The organism is Thermomonas beijingensis, from assembly GCF_020034655.1.
In the GTDB taxonomy this organism is placed as follows: domain Bacteria; phylum Pseudomonadota; class Gammaproteobacteria; order Xanthomonadales; family Xanthomonadaceae; genus Thermomonas; species Thermomonas beijingensis.
Genome location: NZ_JAIQDJ010000001.1, coordinates 21378 through 47346, shown reverse-complemented (window position 1 = coordinate 47346; position 25969 = coordinate 21378). Strand labels below are relative to the sequence as shown.

Genomic DNA, 25969 nt, shown 5'->3' with positions numbered 1-25969 from the left:
GACACGTTAACTGAAAATTTCGAAATTACCAACAGATTCAACGGGTTGACGCGCGCCCATCATCTGATTATGGTACCGCGTCGGGTAAATCAGCACACGCGGGGATCCACACATGGCGGACACGAATCACGAGGCCGTACGCCGCGAGAATTTAGAGCGCGCCCGGGTCAATGCTGATCGTCCCGCCAGTCTATCCATTGCACACCCATTCCGCGGACGGTGGACCCGCCGGCACTGGGCACATGCCAGTGTATTGACCACTATAGGAATGTTGCTGGCGGCTATTGTGCCCGGCTTCTCGACGGTGCTGAACACCCCCAACAACCCCAATGCGCAACGCATGACCATGACGTTGTCGCTGCCCAAACTCGGCCATCGCGCAGGCAAGACCACCGATGATCGCTGGCAGTCGATTACGCTCAAGCCTGGGCAAACACTGAGTGGCGTGTTCGAGGAATTGGGTATCCCGTATGACCAGCTTGCGCGGGTGATGCAGCATCCCACGATCAAGCCCACGCTGCGCAAGCTGCGCCCCGGCACGGTATTGAGCTTTAATCTGCCTGCCGACGGCAGCGTACGGGCGATGCGGCTGGAAGCGGGCCCAGGGATTGGTGATAGCCCCATCGAACTGGAATTCAATGGCGATGCGTTGCGCGAACGTGCGGTGCCGGTGGAAATCACCACCCGCACGGTGGTGTTGACCGGCGAGGTAGGTAGATCACTCTTTGCATCGGCACGCGCACTGGGGCTGGGCAGTTCGCAGCTGGAGCAACTCACTGATGAAATGTTCAAGTACGACATCGACTTCGATTCAGATCTGAGCGAAGACGACCGCTTCAGTGTGGTGGTGGATCAAACTTGGAAGAACGGCCAACTGGTCAACACCGGGCCGGTGCAGGCCGCCACCTTCACCGTGGATGGCCACCTCAAGAGCGCGTTCCGCTTTATGCGCGACGGCAAGCCCGAATACTTCACTCCCGATGGGCGCTCGCTCAAACGCCCGTTTATCCGCATGCCGATTCCGTATGCGCGCCTGACCTCCGGCTTTGGTGGCCGCAATCACCCGATTCTGGGCACCTTCCGCATGCACAAGGGTGTGGATTACGCTGCCAGTACCGGCACGCCGATCCAGGCGGCAGGTGATGCCAAAGTAGAGTTTGTGGGGCAAAAAAGTGGCTACGGCAACGTGGTCATCCTGAATCATGGCGCCGGTAAGACCACGCTGTACGGGCATATGTCGCGGTTTGCCGGTATCCACACCGGCCAACGTGTGGCGCAGGGCGCGGTGATTGGCTATGTGGGCAGCACGGGAATGGCCACCGGCCCGCATCTGCACTATGAATTTCGCGTCAACGGCGTGCAAGTGAACCCGTTGAAGATGACCATGCCACCGCCGGCACCGCTGACCGGCGATACCTTGGTTGCATTCAAGAGCGACACCCGCCACGCGCTGGAAAAAATTCGCGAAGTGGAAAACGTGGTGTTCCAATTGGATGACGGCAGCCGCGTCGCCAGTGCCACGCCCGCCCCCAAGGCGGGCAAACGCGGGAACCGGCGCAAGGGGTGATCGGCACGTTTTTCGCGCCGCAGTGCGATACTGCGGCGCATGTCCGACATCGCACATACGCCTCTCTTTCTTGGCCTGATCTCCGGTACCAGTGCCGACGGCATCGATGCCGCGCTGGTGCGCTTCGATAACGACTCTGCGCACGCCCGGCCCACGTTGCTGGCCGGACAAGTGCTGCCGTGGCAACCTGCGCTGCGCGAACAACTGGTGGCCTTGGGTCAGCACGCGCAAGCACTCACGCTGGATGCGGTGGGCATGCTGGATGTGCACATTGGGCGGGCATTTGCCGATGCCGCCAATACCTTGATCGACGCTGCGGGTGTGGATCGCAACCTGATCGCCGCGATCGGCTCGCATGGGCAAACCCTGCGCCACCGCCCGCAAGGCGAGGTGCCCTTCACCCTGCAATTGGGCGACCCGAGCAGCATTGCCGAACGCTGCAAGGTGCCGGTGGTGGCCGATTTCCGCCGCCGCGATGTCGCCGCGGGTGGCCACGGCGCACCGCTGGTGCCGGCGTTCCATGCGGCGGTACTGCACGATGCAAATGAAGATCGCGCCGTGCTGAATCTGGGCGGGATTGCCAATCTCACGTTGTTGCCGGCATCGGGCACGGTGCGTGGTTTTGATACCGGCCCGGCCAATGGCCTGATGGATGCGTGGTGCCAGCGCCAGCTTGGCCATGCGTTTGATGCCGGTGGTGCATTTGCCGCGCAAGGTCAGGTGGATGCCGGTTTGCTGGCACGTTTGCTGGACGAGCCGTGGTTTGCCGCGCCGCCGCCGAAATCCACCGGCCGCGACCAGTTCCACCTGGATTGGGTCGCAGCGGCCCTTGCCGGCCACGAGCCGCCCGCCGACGTGCAAGCCACGTTGCTGGCGCTGACCGCTCACAGCGTGGCCGCAGCGCTGTCTGCCACCCAACCGCAGACGCGGCGCGTGATTGTGTGCGGTGGCGGCGTACATAACCCGCTGCTGCTGACGGCGTTGGCGCAGGCGCTGCCAACCGCCAACATCGAGTCCAGCGCCGCGCACGGGCTGGATCCGGACTATGTGGAGGCAATGGCCTTTGCGTGGCTGGCGCGCGAGCATCTGGCAGGCCGCCCCGGCAACCTGCCCGCCGTCACCGATGCTGCCGGGCTGCGCGTGCTGGGCGCGCTTTATCCGGCCTGAGTACCTGCTTCGACAAAGACCCGCTGCCGCAGCGGCGGCGTCAGCCAGACATACAGCAGGGCCGCAGGAATCAGTGCCAACACGGTGATGACGAAGTACATGCCGTAGCCGGTGGCCATGACGATGCCGCCAGCGAAGAAGCCGAGGACTTTCCCAGGCAGATTGACCAGCGAACTGAGCAACGCGTATTGCGTGGCGGTGTGCTCCTTGTTGACCAGCGCCGAGAGGAACGCAACGGTGGGTGGGCCCAACATCCCCAGGGTGAAATTTTCCGCCGAGATCACCGCAGTGAGCACCCACACATCGCCCTTGTGCACCATCAGCAGCAGGTACAGCAAATTACAGCTGCCGCACACCAGCATCATCAACCCCAGCGACTTCCACGCGCCCATCCGAGTCACCAATGCGCCGCCGCAGAACACGCCAAGAATGCCCACCCACACCCCCCAGAGCTTGGTGATCGAACCAATCTGGGTTTTGCTGAAGCCTTGATCCACATAGAACGGGCTCATGATGCCGCCGATGGTGGCCTGTTCGGGCACTTTGAACAGCAGGATGTAGGCCAACACGGTCAACGCCAGTGCCACCCCGTAGCGACGGAAAAAATCGGTGAACGGGTCGGCCACCGCACGCACCATCGCAGCTTTCCACGGCAGGTGTTCCGCCGTGGGCACCACCGGTTCGCGCGCCAGCAAATTGGCAATCAGGGGAATCAACATCGCCGCCGCCATCAGCACATACACCAGACTCCAGGCGATGTGGTCGGCCAAGATCGCGGCCAATGCGCCGGCCAAAATCAGGCCGATGCGATAGCCCAACGAATAGGTGGCCACCAACGCGCCTTGTGCATCCACCGGTGCAATTTCAATCCGGTAGGCATCCACTGCAATGTCTTGGGTGGCCCCGAAAAACGCCACGCCCAGCGTGGCTGCAATGAACAGGCCAAGCTGGGCTGGCGTGGTGGCCGCCATCAGCAGCAAGCTGGCGATGACCCCCAGCTGCGCCGCCAGCAACCAACCGCGCCGCCGCCCCAAGCGCTGGAACCCCGGCAACTGCCAATGATCCAGCAGCGGCGCCCACACGAATTTGAACGCATACAACATGCCGGCGCTGGCGATCATGGTGATGTCTTTCAGCACGATGCCGACATCCTTGAGCCAAAACGCCAAGGTGCCTGCCACCAGCAAGAACGGCAGGCCCGAGGAAAAACCGAAGAAGAACATGGTGCCCGCCGCCGGTTGCGCAAACGATTGCCAGACCGAAGGTTTTTGGGGCTTCACGGGAGTACTCATTCGGCGTACTCCACCAGCAGCGGCGCGTGGTCGGAAAATTTAGGCTCGGGGAAAATTTCGGCGCTGCGGATACCCGCCGCAATGCCGGGTGTGGCGATCTGGTAATCAATCCGCCAGCCAACGTTATTGGCGCGCGCACCGCCGCGCTGCGACCACCACGAATACTCCACCACGTCGGGCTTGGCGACGCGGAAGGCGTCTTTCCAGCCATGCGCGGGCGGGACGATCAGACCGTCGTGGCAGGCATCGGCGATCAATCCGCTGAGCCATGCACGTTCCTGCGGCAGGCAGCCGGAATTTTTCTGGTTGCCAGTCCAGTTCCTGATGTCGTTCCTAGCGCGCACGATGTTCCAATCGCCGCACAACACATACTCGCGACCACTGGCCAGCCAGCCGTCCAGAATGGGTTTCAGCCACGCCATGACCGCTTCCTTGAAGCCTTGGCGCTCCGCGCCGGAGCTGCCCGACGGAATATAGAAACTGACCACCGACAGATTGCCGAAGCGGGCTTCGAGATAGCGCCCTTCCTCGTCAAATGGTGCCCAGCCCAGCGCGGTGCGGATGTCGTCGGGCGCGCGCCGACTGTAGATGGCTACGCCGCTATAGCCCTTCTTCTGCGCATCCTTGAACCATGCGTGATAGCCGGCCGGCCGAAATGCGGCATCGGTCAATTGATGCACCTGGGCTTTGGTTTCCTGCACGCACAACACGTCGATATCCTGCGTGTTGAACCACTCGAAAAAGCCCTTGCTGGCGGCCGAACGCAGGCCATTGGCGTTGAAGCTGAGGATGCGCATGCACATGAAATCGATGAAGAATGGCCAAGCCTAACCGATCCACCCGCCATCACCGCCAGCTGGCGCTACAACATGGGACAATTGCGGCATGACGCATACGACTTCTGACCACCGCTCCCGCTTCCTGGACTTGGCCCTGCGCGCCGATGCGCTGCGCTTTGGCGAATTCACCCTCAAGTCTGGCCGCATCAGCCCGTATTTCTTCAATGCCGGACAGTTCAATTCCGGGGCCACGTTAGCCGGACTGGCGGCCTGTTATGCCGATGCCATGGATGCGGCAGGTCTGCAATTTGATGTGCTGTTTGGCCCCGCCTACAAGGGCATCCCGCTGGCCACCGCACTGGCATGCGAATACGCCCGTCGTGGCCGCGACCTGCCGTTGGCGTTCAACCGCAAGGAAGCCAAGACGCACGGCGAAGGCGGCAACCTGATTGGTGCAACCCTCACCGGCAAACGTGTGTTGATCGTGGATGATGTGATCACCGCCGGCACCGCGATCCGCGAAGCGCTGGGTATTATTGCGGCCGCAGGCGGCCACACCGCAGGCATTGTGATTGCACTGGACCGCCAGGAACGGGTGCGCGAAGACGCTACCGAATCTGCTGCGCAATCGGTGGCCCACGAGCACGCGATTCCGGTGGTGGCGGTGGCCGGTTTGGGTGACCTGCTTGCGTTTGTTGGCGAAAGCAACGAACTTTCCACTTATCGCGATGCTCTGCTCGCCTACCGTGCGCGCTACGGTATCGCCTGATACGCTCATCGACTGCCACAGGGGGCCGTCATGCCGCTGCATCGACACATCGTGAGCTCCACACTTGCCATGGCCCTGTTGGGGGTGATGGCAATGGCGGCTGCGCAAACCGCACCACACACCGAAAAGAAGATTTACTGCTGGAACGACGCCGGCCGCAAGATCTGTGGCGACGCGCTGCCCGCCTCCGCCACCGACAGTGCGCGCACTGAATTCTCGATCAAAAGCGGCATGGCCACAGCGCATATCGACCGCACCTTGAATTCGGAAGAACGCAGTGCTGCCGCTCAGGCCGCCGACTTGGCCCGCCAGCAGGCAGAAGCCGAAGCCATGCAAAAACGCCGTGACTTGGCCATGGTCGAGTCCTACATGACCGAAAGCGATCTGCGCCGCGCCTATGGCGAGCGCACCGCGCTGCTGGATGAGTCGATCAAATCCAGCCGCCTGACCGTCTCCACCTTGCGGTCAAGTTTGATTTCCCTGCTGCGGCAAGCCGGCAACAAAGAGCTCTCGAACACGCCGGTACCCAGGCCGTTGGCCGATTCGATCCAAACCCAACACGCGGATTTGCTGCGGCAAAGCCAGATTTTGCTGGCGCAGCAGCAGGATCGCTCCGAACTGGGGAGTGAATTTGAAGACTCCCTGCGGCGTTATCGCCTGATGAAGCCAACCAAGGCCGAGCCCAGTGCGGCAGCACCTGCAGGGCCTGCGGCAACGTCGTCGGCCGCCCCCACCGCCGCAAAATCGCCGGCAGGCTAAGTCACCCTGGTGGCAGCCGGAGTGCCACTTTGCGGTTAGGATCAGAACGGCAGCCGCAATTCCGGCTCGAGGCGCAGCAAATGATCGCGGAATACCTGCTGGATGCGGGCCATCGCGGAATTGGTGTCGGCATCGAAGCGCATCACCAGCACCGGCGTGGTGTTGGAGGCACGCACCAAGCCCCAACCATCTGACCAATCCACGCGCAGCCCGTCGATGGTGGTCAAGCGGCCACCTTCAAAACTGGCGGACATCCGGAAGCGCTCGACAAACTCATGCGGGTCGCCGCCATCGGGCAATTCGACTTTGATTTCGGGCGTGGAAATACCGTCAGGCAGTGCCGTGAACACCGCTTCGGGGACTTCGCCACGGGTATCCAGAATTTCCAACAAGCGCGCCGCCGCATAGATGCCATCGTCAAAGCCAAACCAGCGCTCGGCAAAGAAGAAATGTCCGCTCATTTCGCCGGCCAATGCGGCATCGACTTCGCGCATTTTGCTCTTGATCAGCGAGTGCCCCGTCTTCCACATCAACGGGCTGCCGCCGTGACGCAGGATTTGCATCGGCAAACGGCCGGTGCATTTGACGTCATACACAATCACCGCGCCAGGGTTGCGTTCCAGCACGTCGGCGGCAAACAGCATCAGCAAGCGATCCGGGAAGATGTTTTTGCCGGACTTGGTGACCACGCCCAAGCGATCGCCATCGCCATCGAAGGCAATACCGAGATCGGCATCCAGGCGCTGCACCATCTGCACCAGCGCTTCCAGATTGTGGGGCTCGCTGGGGTCAGGATGATGATTGGGGAAGGTGCCGTCGATATCGCAGAACAGGGGAGTGACCTCGGCACCGATGGCTTCCAGCACGCGCGGGCCCAGCACACCGGCGACGCCATTACCGGCATCCACCACTACTTTCAAACGCTGACCGATTTGGATATCGCCAGCGATGCGCTGCACATAGTCGTCACCGATATCGCGCTCCTCCAAACCGCCAGCGCTGTCAGCTTCCAACAGGCGGTCTTCGGCAATGCGTGCGTGCAGATCCTTGATCGCGGGACCGGACAGCGTTTCACCCCCCACCACGATTTTGAACCCGTTGTAATCCGGCGGGTTGTGGCTGCCGGTAATGGCCACACCGCAACCGGTACGCAAGTGATAGCAGCCGAAATACACCACCGGGGTGGGTGCCATGCCGATATCAATCACATTACGACCTGCTTTGCGCAGGCCGCGAATCAGGCCATCGGACAGATCCGGCCCCGACAAGCGGCCATCGCGCCCAACCACGATGCTGTCCAAGCCCTGGTCGGCCATCACCGAGCCAATCGCCTGACCGATCAACTCGGCGACCCCGGCATCCAATGACATGCCAATTACACCGCGAATGTCATAGGCCCGGAAGATGCGATGGTCGATCACCACCGGCACCGCCGATTTTGCTGCACCTTGATCCGCCTCACGTGGCTTGGCCCGCGCGACAGGTTGCGCGGCTGGCAACTCTTGTTGCAAGTCCGACAAGGTGGGACCCGCCTCCACTTGCTCCAGCCCAGCCATTGCCAGCAAGCGCGGGCGCAGCACAAACCAGAGCGCCGCTGCGACCAGCACAAACACGGTGCCGATGACCAACGATCCCAGTCCACCCAGCCCAAACGGGGTCTCCGTCAAGCTGGAAGTGGCCGCCGCGACCCGCAAATCACTGTCTGCGACTTTGACCGCCAATGCCTCTGCCGAATCCGCCAGCCCGCTATCCCCACGCTCAATCACACTGCTGGCACCCTGCCGCAATGCGAGATAGCTGCCCTTCGGCAAGCCCGGACTTTCCACACCGGCCGCTAAGCGCGCGATGGGTAGCTCGACATAGACCAGCGATGCCCCCACGGGTGCAGCCAAGGCCAACCACTGCTTCCCTGCAGAACGTACCAGCCGTGCCTGTACTTTTTTGCTATGCAGTGCATCCTCGGCCACTGCCAAGGTGCCGAACCCACTGCGCGGCAAGCCGGCATAGAGGGCTTCCAGATCCTTGGGCCAGATTTCGACGCGCCCGGCATCCGCCCAGCCTTGCTTGATCGCAGCACTGGCCGCCGCCCGATCGCCCGTCGCCATCGCGCTGGTGAACGATGCACTGGCAATCTGCGTGGCAAATTTCTGGCGCGCATCTTCCAGCGCGCGCTGCACCGCGATATTCACATCATCACGACTGGACTCCAATGCATGCTGACGGGATTCGCCCAACTGATGCAGGCTGCCAGACACCAGATTCCACATACCTAGCAACAGCAGCAAAGCGATCAGCCAGGGCAACACGCGCACGACCAACAACGGGTCGAACTGCAGCGTCTTCTCGTCGCCACCCGTGTCGCCCTTGTCCTTGTCTTTCTCTTTGTTGCTGCCTAAGCCGAACACTGCCATGCAATTCCCCTGTCAGCGCACACCGGTATGACCGAACCCGCCTTCACCGCGTGCACTTTCCTCGAAAGTATCCACTACCTGCAACTTGGCACGCACCACCGGCAGCAACATCAACTGCGCGATGCGATCCCCCGGCGCAATAGTGAACTCCGCAAGTCCGCGATTCCACACACTGACCATCAGCGGGCCCTGATAATCAGCATCGATCAAGCCAGTGCCATTGCCGAGCACGATGCCATGTTTGTGGCCCAACCCGGAGCGCGGCAGGATCACCCCGCACAGGCGCGGGTCGCCAATATGGATGGCTAACCCGGACGGCACCAGCACGGTTTCACCGGCAGCCAGCACCAGCGTGGCGTCCAGCGCGGCACGCAAATCCATGCCTGCGCTGTGCGCGGTGGCGTAGTTGGGCAATGGCCATTGCGCACCCATCCGCGCATCCAGAATCTTCACTTGCATGACATGCTCCATCACGCCAGTCGCTCCGCTATCAGATCCAGTAATTGCCCCGCCAATGCCCGCTTGGGTGCGGGCCCGAGAGCACGCTCGTCATCGGCATCAATCACCAATAACGCATTGTCGTCACTTTCAAACCCGGTGCCGGCGACACCCACCTGATTGGCACAGATCAAATCCAGCCGCTTGCGCTGCAATTTGCCGCGGGCATAGCCCGCAACATTGTCGGTTTCAGCGGCAAACCCCACCACCAATCGTGGACGTTGGGCGTGTGCGGCGACCTCGGCCAGAATGTCGCGGGTCTGTACCAATTCCAACACCAGGGTGTCTTGCCCAGGTTGTTTCTTGATCTTACCCGGGGAACAACTGCGTGGAGTGAAGTCGGCCACCGCTGCGGCGCCGATGTAGACATCACAGGGCAAACCCTTCATCACCGCCACAAGCATTTGCGCAGCACTGCGCACGTTCACGCGCCGCACCTGTGCGGGACTCGGCAGATGTACGGGGCCGGCCACCAGTACGACATCAGCACCGCGCTGGGCGGCTTCGGCAGCGATTGCAAATCCCATTTTGCCGCTGCTGCGGTTACCCAAAAATCGGGCCGGGTCGATGTCTTCATAGGTTGGCCCGGCACTGACCAGGATGCGCAGACCCGCCAAGGATGCCGCCGTCATGCCACAGCCTCCATCGCAGCGATGATTTGCGCAGGCTCAGCCATCCGGCCGGGACCCGATTCGCCCTCGGCCAATGCACCGTCATTGGGGCCCACCATGCGCACGCCACGCGCCAGCAATAGGGCGATATTGGCTTGCGTGGCGGCGTGCTTCCACATCACATGATTCATTGCCGGTGCCATCAACACGGGGGCTTCGGTAGCCAGACAGAGCGTGCTGACCAGATCATCGGCCAACCCATGCGCCAGCTTGGCCAGGGTATTGGCGGTGACCGGGGCAATGACGACCTGCTGCGCCCAGCGCGCCAATTCCAAATGCCCCATTGCCGCCTCGGCCTGTGCGTCCCACAGCGACACCCGCACCGGATGATGGCTCAACGCCTGAAAGGTCTGCGCGCTGATAAAACGCTGCGCGGCCTCGGTCATTGCCACCTGCACCTGCGCACCGGCATCACCCAACCTGCGCACCAACTCGGCGGATTTATACGCAGCAATGCCGCCGCAAACGCACAGCAGCACGCGGTAATTGGCATTCGGAAAACACGTCGCCTGCATCGGGCCGTTCCCTGACCTCATTCCAAAGCAGCAGCTTACCCGAAGCCGGGGCAATCGCCGCTATCAGCGTTCCATTCACGCCAGCATGCTGCCGCCATGCACATTCATGACTGGCCCGAACACGAACGTCCTCGCGAGAAATTATTAGCTCGCGGCGCCGGCAGTTTGTCTGATGCCGAACTTTTGGCCATCTTTCTTGGCTCCGGCACTGCCGGTCAGGACGCGGTGGCCAGCGCCCGCGATCTGCTGCTCACGCAAGGCAGCATGCGCGCCCTGCTGGATCTTGAACCGCGTGCCCTGACCCAGCTGCGCGGTATCGGCCCGGCTCGCGCCTGCGCCCTGTCGGCCGCGCTGGAGCTTGGGCATCGTCATTTGGCGGCACAATTGCAACGCGGAGAAGCCCTGACAGACCCCGCTGCCGCCGGCCGCTACTTTGCGCAACGCCTGCGTGGGTTGGGCCACGAGGTATTCGCGGTGTTGTATTTGGATACCCGCCACCGCGCACTGGGGTTCGAAGAACTGTTCCGCGGCAGTATTGATGGCGCCGAAGTCCACCCGCGAACCGTGGTGGAGCGCGCACTGGCTCACTCGGCGGCGGCGGTGATCCTTGGCCACAACCACCCCAGCGGCAACGCCGAGCCCAGTGCCGCCGACCGCAGCGTCACCGCACGCATCAAGCAAGCGCTGGGGTTGGTGGAGATTCGGTTGCTGGATCATTTTGTGATTGGCGATGGTGCTCCGACCTCCATGGCGAGACTGGGAATGGTGTGAGCAGCTCGCCGTTCCAGCACATCGACGGGCCTGCACGCAAGCGTGCGGCGCGCCTCGCGTACAATGGCGGCTCATTGAATTGCCGCATCGCACCCTTGTGAAAATCCAGCTCCGCGCCTTGATCGAACAAGGCTTGACCACACTGCGCAGCGCAGGCACCTTGCCCAGCGACCTTGCCAGCCCCGATTTCGTGATCGAGCGCCCGAAAGAGCGTGCGCACGGTGATTTTTCCTGCAATGCCGCCATGCTGTTGGCCCGCGAGGTTGGCAAAAGCGGCACCAAAGCCAATCCACGCGCGCTGGCGCAGCAGTTGGTGACGGCACTGCCCGTCTCCGAGGCCATCGCCAAGGTGGAGATTGCCGGCCCCGGGTTCATCAACTTCCACTTGACGCCGGCCGCATGGCAGCAGCAAGTGCGCGATATCCATGCTGCGGGGGCGGCGTTTGGTCGCAATGACTCCGGTGCGGGCAAGACGGTCGGCGTGGAATACGTGTCCGCCAACCCCACCGGCCCGCTGCACGTGGGCCACGGCCGCGCCGGGGTGATTGGTGATTGCATCGCCCGCGTGCTGGCCGCCAACGGCTGGAATGTGCAGCGCGAGTTCTATTACAACGATGCCGGTGTGCAGATCGAAAATCTGGCCAAGTCGGTGCAGGCGCGCGCCAAGGGGTTCCAACCCGGCGACGCGCAGTGGCCGGCCGATGCTTACAACGGCGACTACATTGCCGATGTGGCCGCCAGCTACCTGCGCGGCGACTCGGTGGCCGTGGATGGCCATACCATCAGCGGCAACAATGACAGCGACGACCTGGATGCCATCCGCAAATTCGGCGTGGCATATCTGCGCCGCGAACAAAATGCCGATCTTGCGGCGTTTGGGGTGTCGTTCGACCGCTACTTCCTCGAATCGTCGCTGTATGCCGACGGCAAGGTGGAAGAGACCGTGCACGCGCTGATCGCCAAGGGCCACACCTTTGAAGAAGGCGGCGCGCTGTGGCTGCGCAGCACCGACTTTGGCGACGACAAGGACCGGGTGATGCGCAAGTCCGACGGCACGTACACCTACTTCGTGCCGGACGTGGCCTACCACCTGTCCAAATGGCAGCGCGGCTACCAGCGCGCCGTCACCGAACTGGGTGCCGACCACCACGGCTCGTTGGCGCGGGTGAAGGCGGGCTTGCAAGCACTCGACTGCGGCATTCCCGCCGGCTATCCCGACTACGTGCTGCACCAGATGGTGACGGTGATGCGCGGCGGCGAAGAGGTCAAACTCTCCAAACGCGCCGGCAGTTATCTGACCCTGCGCGATTTGATCGAAGAAACCAGCGCCGACGCAGTGCGCTGGTTCCTGATTGCGCGCAAGCCGGATTCCCAGCTCACTTTCGATATTGATCTGGCACGTTCACAATCGAATGACAATCCGGTGTTCTATGTGCAGTACGCACATGCCCGCGTGTGCAGCTTGCTGCGGCAAGCGGGTGAGAAGGGCTTTGCGTTTGATGCCGACAACGGGCAAGCGTCACTGCATCGCCTGGACGATGCGTCGGCGCAGGACCTGCTGCGCGAACTCTCGCGGTTTGCCGAAGTAGTGGAAGCTGCGGGCACAACACTGGAGCCGCATCTGATCGCGCAATACCTGCGTGAACTGGCCAACGCCTTCCATGGTTGGTATCACGCCTCGCCGGTCTTGGTGGAAGACGCCGCACTGCGTGACGCACGCTTGAGTTTGGCGCTGGCCACCCGACAAGTACTGGCAAACGGTCTTGACCTGCTGGGCGTGTCCGCCCCGGAGAGCATGTAATGGCAGCCCGTCGCGGAAAATCCCAGGCCAAACGCAGTGGCTCCAGCGGCCTGCCCGGTTGGGCATGGCTGGTCATGGGCATTGTAGTCACCCTGCTCGCGGTTCTTTTGGTGCCACGCCTGCTCAAGCACGACGGCAGCAATGATTTCCTGCGCATCGGCCCCAAACCCAACCCTGATGCACTACCGGCAGCCGTCAATGAAGACAATACCGCCATTGCGCCGGATGTGGCCACGCAAGCGCCGGCCGAACCCGCCAAACCCAAACCCACCCAGTATGACTTCTACACCCTGCTGCCGGGCGAAGGTGTGCAGATGAGCGATGCCGAGCTGGCTGCCAGCGCCAAGGCCGAAGCCGAGGCGCACGCCGGCGCACAAAAACTGGCCACCACTCCCGCCACCAACACCACGACTGTCAGCACGACCACCCCCATCCTGCCGGCTCCGGTCAACGAAACTCCCGCCGCCACACCCAGCACCAACCCGGCTGCGCCCAGAAATGACAGCGCCACAGCCACGCCCAAGCCCGATTCCGGCAACACCGACGCCGCCAAATCCGCGCCGGCATCCGCCAATTACCTGCTGCAAGCGGGGGCGTTTGGCGCTTCCGGCGACGCCGAAGCCGTAAAAGCCAAAATCGCCATGCTGGGCTTGAATGCACGAGTAGAGTCGGCACAAATTGGCGATAAAACCGTGTATCGCGTGCGCATGGGCCCGTATGGCAGCGCCTCTGAGTTGGCCGATGCCAAAGCCAAGCTGACAGGTGGCGGCTTGCAAGCGATGGCCGTGAAGACCCACTGAGGATTGCCGCCTACAATGGCGGCATGAACACTCACACCCCCCGTACCGTCCTGATCACCGGTGCCACCGCCGGCTTCGGCCGCGCCGCCGCACGCAAATTCATCGACAATGGCTGGCAGGTCATCGCCACCGGCCGTCGCGCCGACCGCCTCGACGCGCTGCAAGCCGAACTCGGCAACGCCCTGCACATCGCCTGCTTCGATATCCGCGACGAAGCCGCGATGCGCGCCGCGCTGGACGCCTTGCCGGAACGCTTTGCCGGCATCGACCTGTTGCTCAACAATGCCGGCCTTGCGCAGGGCACCCAACCAGCACAGGACGCGCTGTTGTCGGACTGGAAGACCATGATCGACACCAACGTGACGGCCCTGGTGACCTTGACCCACACCCTGCTGCCCACGCTGATCGCCCGCAAAGGTGCCGTCATCAATATCAGCTCCACCGCTGCCACGTATCCCTACACCGGCGGCAATGTCTACGGCGGCAGCAAGGCCTTCGTCAGTCAGTTCTCGCTGGGTCTGCGCGCCGACCTGCACGGCACCGGCGTGCGGGTGACCGTGATCGAGCCGGGGATGGCTGAAACCGAGTTCACCGTGGTGCGCACCCACGGCGACCAGGTCGCCTCCGACAAGCTCTATGGCGGCGCCAACCCGATGACCGCCGAGGACATCGCCGACACCATCTTCTGGGTGGCCAGCCAACCGCCGCACCTGAACATCAACCGCATTGAGTTGATGCCCACCTCGCAGTCGTTTGCCGGCTTTCAGGTGCACCGGGAAGGCTGATTCTCGCCCTTGCTCCCATTCAGGATATTTTGGATAAAAAGGGTATATTGGCTATATTGCAGCTCATTGGAAACCGTCATGGCTGTTGCCGCACTCAATACCTTGGACACCCTGCCGCAAACCCCGGCTTCGGACGTGAAGAAGCTGGGCTGGCGCGGCGTGATGAAGGTGGTGGCGCGTAGCGGCAAGGTGGTGGTCACCAACCACGGTCGCCCGGAAGCGGTTGTGCTGTCCACCACAGACTATGACGACCTGCTGCAGGAAGCCCTCGAAACCCGCGCCCGGAAACAGGCCGCGCTGGATGTGTTGAGCCGCCAGTTCGATGAGCGCCTGAAGGTGCTGCAAACCCGGGAAGCACGCGACAAGTTGCGCGGCATCCTGCGCCGGCCCATCGACTTCGGCGGCAACACGTTTACTGGCAACGAGTTCTGAACCGTGGCGCGCCCGGTGATTTTTGTGCTGGCCGGCGTCAACGGCGCAGGCAAGAGCACCGCGGGTGAACGCGAACTCACACAGGCGGGACTGACCTGGTTCAATCCCGATACATTCACCCGGCAATTGATCAAAACCACCGGGGCACCCCCCGCCGAAGCCAATGCAGCGGCATGGCAAGCAGGTGTCCGCCAATTGGATGCGGCGATTGCTGGCCGCACCGATTACGCGTTCGAAACGACACTCGGCGGTAATACGATTGCCGCCAAATTACGCGAGGCCAGCAAGACTCACGATGTCCTGATGTGGTTCGTCGGACTGGGGTCGCCGGAGCACCATCTCGCCCGCATCAAACTGCGCGTTTCGCGTGGCGGCCATGACATTCCAGAAACCAAAGTCCGGGAGCGCTTCGAGTCCTCGCGCAGGAACCTGATTGCACTGCTGCCGTACCTGAGCCAATTGCAGGTGTACGACAACAGTGTGGATGCCACTATCGGTCAACCAATGCCCAATCCGCGCCTGCTGCTGCAAATGGAAGCAAGCAGCATCGCGTTTCCAACCGACGCCCAAACGCTGAGCAACACCCCCGCTTGGGCCAAACCCATTTTGGAAGCGGTTCTGTCCCGCCTAGGCTGAGTTCAGGCGTGCTGCAAAAACCGCCCGCGCAAACGCAGACACGGGCGCTCGATGAGGTAATGCAGCACCGCCGCCGCGGCAAGTGCAACCGCGCCATACACCAGCCACGCCACACTGCCGCGCGCGGCCAGCACAGCGCCCCAATGCGCCTGCACAAGCGCGTAGATCGGCTTGTGGACAAGGTAGAGACTGTACGAAACCGCCGCGATCCAGCCGGCCCCCGGCAATGCCCGCGCGCCCAGCACGCCATGCGGTTGCGCGCCGGCAAACACCAGCAACGCCAACGCCAGCGACAACACCGGCCAGCCGATGCTGTTCCCCAGCCAGCCCACGCGATCACGGAACAGCCAGAACGCCAGCACCAGCACCAGCACGCCGGCCAGTGCGAACAGATTGGCGTACTTGGCTGCGCGCGACCAGGCTGCCGGCCGATACGCCTGCCATGCCGCCAGCATCACCCCCAGCAACAGTCCATCGAGACGGTTCCAGGTGGGGTAGTAAATATCCTCGACGAACCAATTCCGCGACGGCTGCAAGGTAGCATCATGCAACCAAATGCCGGCACGCAGCGCGATACCACCCAACAACACCGCAACACACACACCCCAGAATTTCAGCACGGATGGGCGTCGCGCGAGCAGCAGCGCCAGCATCGGGAAAACCAGATAAAAATGCTCCTCCACGCACAGCGACCACGCATGCGAGAACGCGGCATTGGCGGTGTAATCAATATCCAGATTGACGATGAACAACACAAACTTCCACCACGGCTCGATGCCCGGTGCTTCGCGAAACTCCGGCCATAGCAGATACACCGCCAGCACCACCCAGAACGCGGGAAGAATGCGAAACGCACGCTTCAGGTAAAACGTGCGCAACGAGGGCCGCACGCCCTGCGCCAACGGCCGCAACACTTGCCCGCCGATCAGAAAACCGCTGAGCACGAAAAACAGGTCCACGCCCATCCAGCCGTAGCGTTGCAGCCACATCCAGTCCGGCCCCAACCCGCCGACGATGAAGCTGTGGAACTGCATCGTCCACAACACCGCAATGGCGCGCAACAGATCCAGACCCGGCAGATGCTCGCCGCGCTGGCCATCACTCACAGCGGCGCATCATCCAGATAGGTGTAGGCGGTCAGCCCGCGTTCCAGCGCTTCGTTCAGGCGCTCGCTTTCGGCGTTGCCGAGATCCGCCGAAGCCACCAGTGCGCGGTAGCAGCGGCGCAGGTCATCCAGTTTGTAGCCCACGTAATCCAGCATCACATCGGTGGTGTCGCCGCGGCGCTGCTGGCTGATGGCAAAGCCATCGCCGCTGGCCTTGACCTCGATGGCGTCGGTGTCGCCAAACAGGTTGTGGATATCGCCCAACACTTCCTGATACGCGCCGACCAGGAAGAAGCCAATCCGGTAGCGTTCGCCCGGGCGCGGCTCGTGCAGCGGCAGCGAGCTGTCGAGATCTTCGTTTTCGACATAGGTGTCGATCTTGCCGTCGGAGTCGCAGGTCATGTCGGCGATGATGCCGCGCCGAGTGGGCGCTTCATTCAAACGCTCGATCGGCACGATGGGGAACACCTGATCAATCGCCCACACATCGGGCATCGATTCGAACACGCTGAAGTTGACGAAGTACTTGTCGACCAAGCGCTCGTTGAGTTCATCCAGCAAATCGCGATGGCTCTTTTCGTCGTAGGTCAGGCGCGCCTTGACCGCATGCGCGATGGCGTAGAACAGGTCGTCAATCCGTGCACGCTGGGTCAAATCCAATTGCCCTAGCGCATACAGGCTGAGGCCTTCGGCATGCGCCTGGGTGGCTTCATGGAACACTTCCACCGCCGGACGCTGCGCCATCTCGTCGTGCAGCTCACGCAATTGCCGCACCGGCTGCGATTCGTCGGCATGCACATCCGGCACGCGGCCCTCCGGCGCACGTTCCACTTCGCTGACATTGGTCACCAGCAAGGCGTGGTGCGCGGTCATTGCACGCCCGCACTCGGTGAGGATGCGCGGCGGCGTCAGGCCCTCGCGGGCGCAGGCTTCGGCCAGCGGCTGCACGATGCTGGAGGCGTAATGCGGGATGCCGTAATTGACCGAGTTGTAGCTGCGCGAACGCGTGCCTTCGTAATCGATGCCCAGCCCGCCGCCGACATCGACATGCGAAATATTCGCACCCAGTTTGGTCAGCTCCACGAAGTAGCGGGTGGCTTCGCGCATGCCGGCGGCAATATCGCGCACGTTGGAAATCTGGCTGCCCATATGGAAGTGCAGCAGCTTCAGGCAATCGCCCATGCCGGCATCGCGCAGCTCTTTCCACAAGGTCAGCAACTGGCGCGGATCCAGCCCGAATTTGGCCTTGTCGCCGCCACTGTTCTGCCACTTGCCCGCACCCAGCGAAGTCAGCCGCATGCGCACGCCCAGACCTGGTTGGATGCCGAGCTTTTCCGCCTCTTCCAGCGCCAATTTCAGTTCGGAGGGTTTCTCGATCACGATGAACGTTTGCAATCCCAACTTGCGCCCGATCAGCGCAAGGCGAATGTATTCGCGGTCTTTGTAGCCGTTGCACACAATCGTGCCGCCCGGGCGCGACAGTGCCAGCACCGCCATCAGCTCCGGCTTGCTGCCGGCCTCCAGACCAAAGCCTTCACCGCGATGGCTGGCCAAGGTGCCGGCCACGCCGGCGTGCTGGTTGACCTTGATCGGGTAGATCGCGGTGTAGCCGCCGGCGTACCCCCAGTCTGTCTGGGCCTGCGCGAATGCCGCCTGCAGTTTGTGCAGACGGTCACCCAGGATGTCCGGAAAGCGCACCAGCATGGGCAACTTCGCGCCCTGCGCCATCGCCGTATCCACCACTTCGGGCAAGGCAATGATTGGCCCTTCCCGCTGCGGGCGCACCGCAATCCGGCCCTGCGCATCGACATCGAAATACCCATCCGACCAATGCGGGATGGAGTAGGTCTTGCGGGCAAGGTCTAGCGACCAATCGGACATGGCGGACTACCGGCGGCACAGAAAGGATGCGCATTGTAGGCCCCCCGCGCCGCGCCTGCCTGTGTGGCAGCTAACGCGTGGCCAGCGCCTGTGCCATCTGCTGCACGGCCTGCACCAGCAACGGGCGCGGCAGCGCGAAATTGAAGCGCACATGGCCCTGCCCGCCATCGCCACAATCGCCGCCGTCGGTCATTGCCACCTTGGCGTGCTGGCGGAAGAACACCTGCGGTGTGGGCGGCAGTGCCAGTGCGCGGCAATCCAGCCACGCCAGATAGGTGCCTTGCGCGGGCGTATAGCCTATCTGTGGCAGGTGCGCGGCCAAGTGCCGGGTCAACAGGTCACGGTTGCCCTGCAGATACGCCAGCACCTGCTGCCGCCACGGCTCGCCGTGCGCCCACGCGGCGGTGTGTGCGATGACGCCCCATGTGGATGTGGCATCGTTGAGATGGTGGCCAATGCTGCGCCACAGCGTACGATCCTGGTCGCGGGTGAACACGAATTGCGCGCATTTCAGGCCGGCCAGATTCCACATTTTCGAGGCCGATACCGCCGTGATCGCCTGCCGTGCCGCCGCCTCGTTCAGCGCGGCATACGGCACATGCCGCTGCCCTTCAAACACCAGCGGCGCGTGGATTTCATCGGCAAACACGCGGGCGTCGTGGCGCGCCACAATCGCGCTGATGCGCGCCAATTCGTCGCGGGTATAGACCTTGCCAATGGGGTTATGCGGGTTGCACAGCAGCAACAGCCCGGCGCCACCGGCAAACGCGGCATCCAGCCCGGCCTCGTCCATCTGCCAGCCGTCTTGCGTGCGCAGCATCGGCAGCTGGATCACCGGATTGCCCACCCAGTTCAAAATCGGGATGAAGGGCATGTAGCACGGCACCGGCACGATGACGGGCGTGCCCGCCGGCAGGAAATGCCGCAGCACTGCTTCCAGCGCGCTCAGCACATCCGGCATCACGTTGACGTCATCGGGACGGATCGCCCAGCCGTGCTGGGCCAGCTGCCACTGCGCGCAGGCTTCACCCAAATCGTGCAGCAATTTCGGCGTGAGATAGCCGGTCAGACCATCCGCCATCGCCTTGTCCAGCGCCTGCCGGATCGGCGGCGCAAGGCCAAAGTCCATTTCCGCCACGAACGCCCCGATGCAGCCGGGAAACGCCGTCCACTTGCGGCTGCCGGCGGCCATCAACTGGGTGGCACTGAGGCTATCGAACGCTGCTGTATCCAATGCCGGAACTCCCTTGCAACACCAGGATGGCGGGCCTGCCGTGTATGCCGGCAGCCCGAACTGAGACAAGAATAACCGGGCGCCCGGGCGATTCCCGCTACAATCCGCGCCCAAGCACCATTCCAAAGGATAGTTCGCCATGACCGACGCCACCTGGCTGCACGAAAATTTTGACAAAGCCGGTTCGTCGATCGGCTTCCGCGTCACCCGCAAGCTCGACGAGGTGCAGTCGCCGTTCCAGAACATCGAGATCTACGAATCGACCGACTGGGGCAACGTCATGCTGATCGACGGCGCGATGATGCTGACCAGCCGCGACAACTTCCTGTACCACGAGATGATGGCGCACCCGGCGCTGTTCACCCACGCCAATCCGAAGCGCGTGGTGATCATCGGCGGCGGCGATTGCGGCACCCTGCGCGAGGTGCTGCGCCATCCGGGCGTGGAGAAAGCCGTGCAGTGCGACATCGACGAACAGGTCACGCGCATGGCGGAGAAGTATTTCCCCGAGCTGTGCGAATCCAACGGTGATCCGCGCGCCGAGCTGCTGTGGGACGACGGGATTGCCTACATGGCCAACTGCGCGCCGGGTAGCGTGGACATCGTGATCGTCGATTCCACCGACCCGGTCGGCCCGGCCGAAGGGTTGTTCAACAAGGACTTCTTCGCCAGCTGCCACCGCGCACTGAAAGACGACGGCATCCTGGTCCAGCAGAGCGAATCGCCGCTGGTGCTGCTGGACCTGATCAAGGCGATGCGCGTGGAAATGGGCAAGGCCGGCTTCCAGAGCTTCCAGACCCTGCCGTTCCCGCAGCCCTGCTACCCCACCGGCTGGTGGAGCTGCACGATGGCAAAAAAGACCGCCAATGCCGGTTTCAACTTCCGCATCGACGATGCCCGCAGCAAGGGCTTTGCCACCCTGTACTACACCGCCGACCTGCACACGGGTGCGCAAAGCCTGCCACCGTTTGTGGCCAAAGCGCTGGCGGGCTGAATACCGCCAAGCAGGTCAACTCCGCAAATTGCGACCGCTCACACGTTCAAGACTCGTTCTAACCGGTTAGGTTGGCCTGTTGTTCTAGACAGTGGGGGAGTCATTACTGTGCGATGGGTGTCGCTTCGGTTGAGTCTGTTGGCGGTGCTGCTGGCGTGGCCGGTCGCGGCGTGCACCGCCGCAACGGCGTCCCCGCAAGCAGCCACGGGCAATGCCAAGGCCTTCGATGCCGCGTTTCAAAAGCTGAATGGCCCTGCATTCCTGGACGTACCCAGTGCCACCATCGAAGCGGAATTCGTGCGTCTGCGCAGCTTGCTGCCTGCCAATGACCCGGCACGCGATATCCACTTTCGCTCGGTGTTCTGCAACAGTCTGCAATGGAAGGACGCACACCGCGGCCGCGACTATTCCAAGACAGCCGTTCAACTGGCACACAGCGCTGGCGACGTGGCATCGGAAGCGCGCGCACGTCTGTGCCTTGCAACCTACATCATGTTGCTCGACGGCAGCCAACAGGGGTTGCCGGAAATCGATACCGCCATCCACCTGCTCAAGGAGCACCAAGAGCCCCAGCTGCTCGCCGAAGCACTGGAAATGCGTGGCGATCTGCTCTCGTTGCTGGGTGAACAGGCCAAGGCCATGCTGGATTTTCAGCGCGCCCGCACCGCTTTTCGCAGAGCCGGCATCACCCAGGAAGTGAATCCGCTGATGTTCAGCATGGCGGTGGCCTACCGCCGGATGGGCGACTGGGATCGTGCTGCAAGCTATTTCACTGCGGCCCAGCAACGCGCGCGCGCCATCGGCGATACCGAAGCCGAGGCCACCAACCTGTTGCAACTAGGCTTTTTGCGACTGGAAACGTCTGCGCCGGGCAAAGCGTTATCCGCCTTTTCGCAAGCGGTCAGCATTGCCCAGCAACACGCCGACACCAGCAGCGTGAATGCTGCACGCACAGGCATTGCCGAGGCGCAAATCCTGCTGGGCAAGCCTGATGCGGCACTCTCGACATTGCAGCAGGCCCGCACCGGCTACCTGGCGGATCAGGACAACTCCAGCAACGACATGCTGCTTCTGCTCACCGGGCGGGCATTGGCCGCCAAGGGCCAGTATGCGCAAGCTCTGCAGCGCTACCAGCAGGCCTTGCCTTTGATTCAGGCCAATGGCAACGAGCGCTATCTGGCCCAGCTGCATCAAGCGCAGGCCAGCAGTGAGGAGGCCCTGGGCCAGCCTGCCGCCGCACTGCAGGACTTCAAAAAATTCCATGCCCTGCAAATGAAGCTGCGCAGCAAGATGCAGCTTGAACAAAACCAGATGATGGCATTCGAGGACGCGATTCGGCGCACTGATTTCGAAAATCGCCAGCTGCGGGCACAGGCCGAAGTACGCCAGCAAGAACTGAAGGCACTTGAGCGCGTGCGCCATTGGCAGTGGCTGGCCATCGTGCTTGCACTCCTGCTCTTGGCCCTGCTGTGTTCGATGGCATGGCGACAATGGCAACGCTCCAAAAAGTTGCAGGATCTGACCCTGCAAGATCCACTCACCGGGATTGCCAATCGCCTCGGGATCGAACGCGAAGTCGTGCGCGCATTGACATCGGCGCAGCGTGAGCACTCGCCGATGTCACTGTTGATGCTGGATTTGGATCGCTTCAAATCGATCAATGACCGCTTTGGCCACGCTGCCGGTGATCAGGTATTGCGCGATGTCACCCGCGCCTGGCAGACCCAGCTGCGCAATCGCGACCCATTGGGCCGCGTCGGCGGTGAAGAGTTCATCGTGGTGTGCCTGGATGCCGATTTGAACAAAGCACTGGCGGTGGCAGAACGCCTGCGCGAAGCCACGCAAGCACTGCACTTTGACGGTATCGACCCCGGTCTGCGGATCAGCGTGAGTATCGGCGCTGCGCAAGTGCTGGCAGATGGCGAGTCCAGCGACGCACTGATCCAACGCGCCGACCGTGCGCTGTATCGTGCCAAACACAGCGGCGGCAACCGCATCGAGTATTGAGCTTGGCTGCACTCTTCGCAGGCCATCTGCCGCATACTGGCGCACTTTCCGTGAGCTGAGCCAGGTGCATTCCGTGCCAATCGTCTGGAGCCGGTTTTATCGGCAACACATGCTGTTGCTGGCGGTTACCGGCATCTGCCTTGCCTTGCTGTTCCATCTGACCGCGCTGGATGTGCAACTGGAAGATGCTTGGCACTCGGCCACCGGTGAGGCATGGCCGCTGCGTAATGCGTGGTGGACAAGCACCCTGATGCATACCTGGTTGCGCTATGTCCTGAACATCGCCGCACTGGTAACTCTTTGGCAAGCATGGAAGCATCGGCGTGACGCCGATGCACTGCGCTGGCGGGTGGTGGCGATCTCGGCGTTGGTGGTGCCACTGCTGGTTGGTATCGGCAAGCGCCTGAGCCCCATGCACTGCCCGTGGGATATCGACCGCTATGGTGGCCATGCCCCCTACTACGATCCCTTTGCCGCGCTGCTTGCGTACATCCCACAGCCCGGCCACTGCTTTCCGGCCGGGTTTGTCTCCGCCGGCAGCTGGTTGTTGGCGTTTGTGTTGTTCTTTTATCCAGCGCGACCGCGCGTCAGTTTGGCCGTTGGGATTGCGGCTTCGGGGTTGATCCTGGCGATGGGTTTGGTGCAGCAGATGCGCGGCGCGCACTTTTTGTCACACGTGTTGTGGACGCTGTGGTTGAGCTGGGCCATCGTGCTGGCAGTGCATACCGGTGTGCGTGCGTGGCGCACACCATCAGAGTTGATCCGCAAGGCGGCGGCTTAGCCGCGACTTACAGCGCATCGCCATCCAGCTCACCGGTGCGGATGCGCACCACGCGCTCCAGATCCCATACGAAAATTTTGCCATCGCCAATCTTGCCGGTGCCGGCAGACTTGATGATGGCCTCCGTCACAACCTCCACCTGATCATCGGTGACCGCCACCTCCAGCTTGATTTTGGGCAGGAAATCGACCACGTATTCGGCCCCGCGATACAACTCGGTGTGCCCTTTCTGGCGGCCAAAGCCCTTGACCTCGGTGGCGGTGATGCCGGCCACACCCGCCTCGGCCAGCGCTTCGCGCACATCGTCCAACTTGAACGGCTTGATCACCGCCATCACCATCTTCATTGCCACATCTCCTGATCGGTAGCGTGAGCATAACCTGCCGGCGCAAGGCATACTGCACGTACGCTGCGGACTAATCCCACCCCCGCATGCGGCCTGCACTGATGGCAGTGGCAAGCGTGCTTGCCCATGCTGCATACATCCGCAGGAGACCGCCATGAGCCAACCCCACATGATCGACTTATCGCAACTCGATGAACTTGCCCGCCGCCTCAGCAGTCTGGTCCCGCCGGGTTTGCGTGAAGGCCGCGAGGAATTGCAGCAGAATTTCAAATCGGTACTGCAGGCCGGTTTGGGAAAGCTGGATCTGGTGACCCGCGAGGAATTTGACGTGCAGCGCGCGGTACTGGCACGTACCCGCGACAAGCTCGACGCATTGGAAGCACAATTGGCTGAACTGGCCGAGTCCTGCGCCAGCAGCAACGACAGCGCCCACCACTGAGGAGCGCCCCCATGAGTCTTGCGATCGTGCACAGCCGTGCGCGGGTAGGCGTGCGTGCGCCTGAAGTTCGGGTGGAAGTACATCTGGCCGGGGGGCTGCCGGCGATGTCGATTGTGGGTTTGCCGGAAGCGGCGGTGCGCGAGGCCAAAGACCGCGTGCGTGCGGCGATCCAGTGCGCGCAATTCGAATTTCCGGCGCGCCGCATCACCATCAATCTTGCGCCTGCCGACCTGCCCAAAGATGGCGGCCGCTTTGATTTGGCAATCGCGCTGGGCATCCTGGCCGCCAGTGGGCAGTTGCCCTGTGAGGCATTGGACGGCTGGGAGTTTCTGGGCGAATTGGCACTGACCGGCGAAATTCGTGCGGTGGACGGCGTGCTGGCCGCGGCCTTGGCCGCCGGCAGTTGCCAGCGCCGTCTGCTGGTCTCGCCCGGCAACGGTGCTGAGGCCGCACTGGCCACCTCGGTGGAAGTGCGCACCGCACGCACCCTGCTGGAAGTGTGTGCCGCCCTGGAGGCGCGCAAAACCTTGCCATTGGCGCAAGCACAACCCGGCGTCGCCGCCACACCCCCCGATTTGGCCGATGTGCGCGGGCAAACCCAGGCGCGGCGCGCACTGGAAATTGCCGCCGCGGGCAATCACCACTTGCTGTTGGTCGGCCCACCCGGCAGCGGGAAAACCCTGCTGGCCTCGCGCCTGTGCGGCATCCTGCCCGAGCCCAGCGAAGCCGAAGCGCTGGAAACCGCCAGTATTGCCTCGGCCAGCAGCCGCGGGCTGGACTTGGCGCGTTGGCGGCAACGCCCGTTTCGCAACCCGCACCACACCGCCAGTGCGGTGGCCTTGGTGGGCGGCGGCGCGGATCCGCGCCCCGGTGAAATTTCATTGGCCCACCACGGCGTGCTGTTTTTGGATGAGCTGCCCGAATGGAGCCGGCATGCGCTGGAGGTTCTACGTGAACCCTTGGAATCTGGCAGCGTGAGTATTTCGCGTGCGGCGCGGCATTGCGACTTTCCGGCACGATTTCAATTGGTGGCGGCGATGAATCCCTGCCCCTGCGGCTGGGCCGGGGATCCGTCCGGGCGTTGCCTGTGCAATGACGAGGCAATCCGCCGCTACCGTGCGCGTATTTCCGGGCCATTGCTGGAACGCATCGATTTGCATGTGGAAGTGCCGCGTCTGCCGCCCACCCAACTGCGCACCGATGGCCCCAGTGGTGAAACCAGTGCCAGCGTGCGTGTGCGCGTCATCGCTGCACGCAACCGGCAACTGGCGCGCAGTGACCACGCCAATGCGCAGCTGGATCAAAGCCAGACCAATGCGTTTTGTCGGCTGACCGCACGCGACTCTGCCCTGTTGGAGCGTGCAGTGGATGCCCTGCAATTGTCGGCACGCTCGCTGCATCGCATCTTGCGGGTCGCACGCACGATTGCCGATTTGGCCGGCAGCGAGGCCATTGACACCCCGCACCTGACCGAGGCGATTGGTTATCGCAAACTGGAGCGCGGCAGTGGCAGCCGACAAGCGGCCTAG

At 62.7% G+C, this 25969-nt stretch carries 23 protein-coding genes and 1 pseudogene; 15 read left to right on the top strand and 9 right to left on the bottom strand.

The window, feature by feature from the left end:
- Positions 1–112: 112 nt before the first annotated feature.
- Together K7B09_RS00195 and K7B09_RS00190 are read left to right on the top strand one after the other, a co-directional pair.
- The gene (locus tag K7B09_RS00195; RefSeq protein WP_374349707.1) at positions 113–1567 is read left to right on the top strand and encodes a peptidoglycan DD-metalloendopeptidase family protein; all 1455 of its coding nucleotides are present in this window, start codon (positions 113–115) and stop codon (positions 1565–1567) included.
- Between the two features lie 39 nt (positions 1568–1606).
- Complete coding sequence (locus tag K7B09_RS00190; RefSeq protein WP_223625304.1) at positions 1607–2734, top strand: anhydro-N-acetylmuramic acid kinase; 1128 nt, start codon at positions 1607–1609, stop codon at positions 2732–2734.
- Here K7B09_RS00190 and K7B09_RS00185 read toward each other — a convergent pair.
- Positions 2722–4026 (bottom strand): AmpG family muropeptide MFS transporter, encoded by a 1305-nt coding sequence (locus K7B09_RS00185; RefSeq protein WP_223625300.1) that lies wholly within the window; start codon positions 4024–4026, stop codon positions 2722–2724. The genes K7B09_RS00190 and K7B09_RS00185 overlap by 13 nt on opposite strands.
- Entirely contained in the window at positions 4023–4823 is an 801-nt protein-coding gene (locus K7B09_RS00180; RefSeq protein WP_223625295.1) for an exodeoxyribonuclease III, read from the bottom strand. The genes K7B09_RS00185 and K7B09_RS00180 overlap by 4 nt, the downstream gene beginning before the upstream one ends.
- Positions 4824–4911: 88 nt before the next feature.
- Between K7B09_RS00180 and pyrE the strand changes: the two genes are divergently transcribed.
- Together pyrE and K7B09_RS00170 are read left to right on the top strand one after the other, a co-directional pair.
- Positions 4912–5574 (top strand): orotate phosphoribosyltransferase, encoded by a 663-nt coding sequence (pyrE, locus tag K7B09_RS00175; RefSeq protein ID WP_223625292.1) that lies wholly within the window; start codon positions 4912–4914, stop codon positions 5572–5574.
- A 30-nt stretch (positions 5575–5604) separates the two neighbouring features.
- A complete protein-coding gene (locus K7B09_RS00170; protein ID WP_223625289.1) occupies positions 5605–6333 on the top strand; it encodes a hypothetical protein in 729 nt (242 codons plus the stop codon).
- 41 nt (positions 6334–6374) lie between these two features.
- Here the strand turns inward: K7B09_RS00170 and K7B09_RS00165 are convergent, their stop codons facing one another.
- The 3 genes and pseudogenes from K7B09_RS00165 to coaBC form a co-directional block, all read right to left on the bottom strand.
- Entirely contained in the window at positions 6375–8600 is a 2226-nt protein-coding gene (locus K7B09_RS00165; protein WP_425507836.1) for a phosphomannomutase/phosphoglucomutase, read from the bottom strand.
- Positions 8601–8756: 156 nt separating this feature from the next.
- On the bottom strand, positions 8757–9215 hold the full coding sequence (dut, locus tag K7B09_RS00160; protein WP_223625284.1) for a dUTP diphosphatase: 459 nt from the start codon (positions 9213–9215) through the stop codon (positions 8757–8759).
- A pseudogene (coaBC, locus tag K7B09_RS00155) lies at positions 9215–10428 on the bottom strand (bifunctional phosphopantothenoylcysteine decarboxylase/phosphopantothenate--cysteine ligase CoaBC). The gene dut and the pseudogene coaBC overlap by 1 nt, the downstream one beginning before the upstream one ends.
- A 96-nt stretch (positions 10429–10524) precedes the next feature.
- Between coaBC and radC the strand changes: the two are divergent.
- The 6 genes from radC (at position 10525) to K7B09_RS00125 (ending at position 15653) form a co-directional block, all read left to right on the top strand.
- On the top strand, positions 10525–11199 hold the full coding sequence (gene radC, locus K7B09_RS00150) for a RadC family protein (protein ID WP_223625281.1): 675 nt from the start codon (positions 10525–10527) through the stop codon (positions 11197–11199).
- Between the two features lie 97 nt (positions 11200–11296).
- Complete coding sequence (gene argS, locus K7B09_RS00145) at positions 11297–13000, top strand: arginine--tRNA ligase (protein ID WP_223625277.1); 1704 nt, start codon at positions 11297–11299, stop codon at positions 12998–13000.
- Positions 13000–13800 carry an SPOR domain-containing protein gene (locus tag K7B09_RS00140; protein ID WP_223625273.1) on the top strand — a complete coding sequence of 267 codons (801 nt, stop codon included), beginning with the start codon at positions 13000–13002 and terminating at the stop codon, positions 13798–13800. The genes argS and K7B09_RS00140 overlap by 1 nt, the downstream gene beginning before the upstream one ends.
- A gap of 23 nt (positions 13801–13823) precedes the next feature.
- Positions 13824–14585, top strand: coding sequence for an SDR family NAD(P)-dependent oxidoreductase (locus K7B09_RS00135; RefSeq protein ID WP_223625271.1), 762 nt, complete (start codon positions 13824–13826; stop codon positions 14583–14585).
- Positions 14586–14663: 78 nt separating this feature from the next.
- Positions 14664–15017 carry a type II toxin-antitoxin system prevent-host-death family antitoxin gene (locus K7B09_RS00130; protein ID WP_223625268.1) on the top strand — a complete coding sequence of 118 codons (354 nt, stop codon included), beginning with the start codon at positions 14664–14666 and terminating at the stop codon, positions 15015–15017.
- Between the two features lie 3 nt (positions 15018–15020).
- Positions 15021–15653, top strand: a complete 633-nt coding sequence (locus K7B09_RS00125) for an ATPase (RefSeq protein ID WP_223625266.1) — start codon at positions 15021–15023, stop codon at positions 15651–15653.
- Positions 15654–15655: 2 nt separating this feature from the next.
- On the opposite strand, the gene K7B09_RS00120 is transcribed toward K7B09_RS00125, so the two are convergent.
- The 3 genes from K7B09_RS00120 to K7B09_RS00110 all read right to left on the bottom strand — a co-directional run bounded on the left by K7B09_RS00120 (position 15656) and on the right by K7B09_RS00110 (position 19873).
- Positions 15656–16759, bottom strand: a complete 1104-nt coding sequence (locus tag K7B09_RS00120; protein ID WP_223625264.1) for an acyltransferase family protein — start codon at positions 16757–16759, stop codon at positions 15656–15658.
- Complete coding sequence (speA, locus tag K7B09_RS00115; RefSeq protein WP_223625261.1) at positions 16756–18639, bottom strand: arginine decarboxylase; 1884 nt, start codon at positions 18637–18639, stop codon at positions 16756–16758. Before speA ends, K7B09_RS00120 begins: the two co-directional genes overlap by 4 nt.
- Before the next feature lie 70 nt (positions 18640–18709).
- Complete coding sequence (locus K7B09_RS00110) at positions 18710–19873, bottom strand: MalY/PatB family protein (protein WP_223625259.1); 1164 nt, start codon at positions 19871–19873, stop codon at positions 18710–18712.
- Positions 19874–20012: 139 nt separating this feature from the next.
- Here K7B09_RS00110 and speE point away from each other — a divergent pair, with 139 nt between their 5' ends.
- The 3 genes from speE to K7B09_RS00095 all read left to right on the top strand — a co-directional run bounded on the left by speE (position 20013) and on the right by K7B09_RS00095 (position 23655).
- Entirely contained in the window at positions 20013–20867 is an 855-nt protein-coding gene (speE, locus tag K7B09_RS00105) for a polyamine aminopropyltransferase (RefSeq protein ID WP_223625257.1), read from the top strand.
- Between the two features lie 117 nt (positions 20868–20984).
- Entirely contained in the window at positions 20985–22874 is a 1890-nt protein-coding gene (locus K7B09_RS00100) for a tetratricopeptide repeat-containing diguanylate cyclase (RefSeq protein WP_223625255.1), read from the top strand.
- A 73-nt stretch (positions 22875–22947) separates the two neighbouring features.
- Positions 22948–23655 (top strand): phosphatase PAP2 family protein, encoded by a 708-nt coding sequence (locus K7B09_RS00095; protein WP_223625253.1) that lies wholly within the window; start codon positions 22948–22950, stop codon positions 23653–23655.
- A 7-nt stretch (positions 23656–23662) separates the two neighbouring features.
- Here K7B09_RS00095 and K7B09_RS00090 read toward each other — a convergent pair whose 3' ends face one another.
- Entirely contained in the window at positions 23663–24001 is a 339-nt protein-coding gene (locus K7B09_RS00090; protein ID WP_223625251.1) for a P-II family nitrogen regulator, read from the bottom strand.
- A gap of 169 nt (positions 24002–24170) precedes the next feature.
- Between K7B09_RS00090 and ubiK the strand changes: the two genes are divergently transcribed.
- Both ubiK and K7B09_RS00080 read left to right on the top strand, forming a co-directional pair.
- Entirely contained in the window at positions 24171–24440 is a 270-nt protein-coding gene (ubiK, locus tag K7B09_RS00085) for a ubiquinone biosynthesis accessory factor UbiK (protein ID WP_223627665.1), read from the top strand.
- A gap of 11 nt (positions 24441–24451) precedes the next feature.
- The gene (locus K7B09_RS00080) at positions 24452–25969 is read left to right on the top strand and encodes a YifB family Mg chelatase-like AAA ATPase (RefSeq protein ID WP_223625249.1); all 1518 of its coding nucleotides are present in this window, start codon (positions 24452–24454) and stop codon (positions 25967–25969) included.

Bases quoted from the DNA above. Each gene is read 5' to 3' on its own strand.
- K7B09_RS00195 (WP_374349707.1), top strand. From the start codon at position 113: ATGGCGGACACGAATCACGAGGCCGTACGCCGCGAGAATTTAGAGCGC.
- K7B09_RS00190 (WP_223625304.1), top strand. From the start codon at position 1,607: ATGTCCGACATCGCACATACGCCTCTCTTTCTTGGCCTGATCTCCGGT.
- K7B09_RS00185 (WP_223625300.1), bottom strand. From the start codon at position 4,026: ATGAGTACTCCCGTGAAGCCCCAAAAACCTTCGGTCTGGCAATCGTTT.
- K7B09_RS00180 (WP_223625295.1), bottom strand. From the start codon at position 4,823: ATGCGCATCCTCAGCTTCAACGCCAATGGCCTGCGTTCGGCCGCCAGC.
- pyrE (WP_223625292.1), top strand. From the start codon at position 4,912: ATGACGCATACGACTTCTGACCACCGCTCCCGCTTCCTGGACTTGGCC.
- K7B09_RS00170 (WP_223625289.1), top strand. From the start codon at position 5,605: ATGCCGCTGCATCGACACATCGTGAGCTCCACACTTGCCATGGCCCTG.
- K7B09_RS00165 (WP_425507836.1), bottom strand. From the start codon at position 8,600: ATGTGGAATCTGGTGTCTGGCAGCCTGCATCAGTTGGGCGAATCCCGT.
- dut (WP_223625284.1), bottom strand. From the start codon at position 9,215: ATGGAGCATGTCATGCAAGTGAAGATTCTGGATGCGCGGATGGGTGCG.
- radC (WP_223625281.1), top strand. From the start codon at position 10,525: ATGCACATTCATGACTGGCCCGAACACGAACGTCCTCGCGAGAAATTA.
- K7B09_RS00140 (WP_223625273.1), top strand. From the start codon at position 13,000: ATGGCAGCCCGTCGCGGAAAATCCCAGGCCAAACGCAGTGGCTCCAGC.
- K7B09_RS00135 (WP_223625271.1), top strand. From the start codon at position 13,824: ATGAACACTCACACCCCCCGTACCGTCCTGATCACCGGTGCCACCGCC.
- K7B09_RS00130 (WP_223625268.1), top strand. From the start codon at position 14,664: ATGGCTGTTGCCGCACTCAATACCTTGGACACCCTGCCGCAAACCCCG.
- speA (WP_223625261.1), bottom strand. From the start codon at position 18,639: ATGTCCGATTGGTCGCTAGACCTTGCCCGCAAGACCTACTCCATCCCG.
- speE (WP_223625257.1), top strand. From the start codon at position 20,013: ATGACCGACGCCACCTGGCTGCACGAAAATTTTGACAAAGCCGGTTCG.
- K7B09_RS00090 (WP_223625251.1), bottom strand. From the start codon at position 24,001: ATGAAGATGGTGATGGCGGTGATCAAGCCGTTCAAGTTGGACGATGTG.
- ubiK (WP_223627665.1), top strand. From the start codon at position 24,171: ATGATCGACTTATCGCAACTCGATGAACTTGCCCGCCGCCTCAGCAGT.
- K7B09_RS00080 (WP_223625249.1), top strand. From the start codon at position 24,452: ATGAGTCTTGCGATCGTGCACAGCCGTGCGCGGGTAGGCGTGCGTGCG.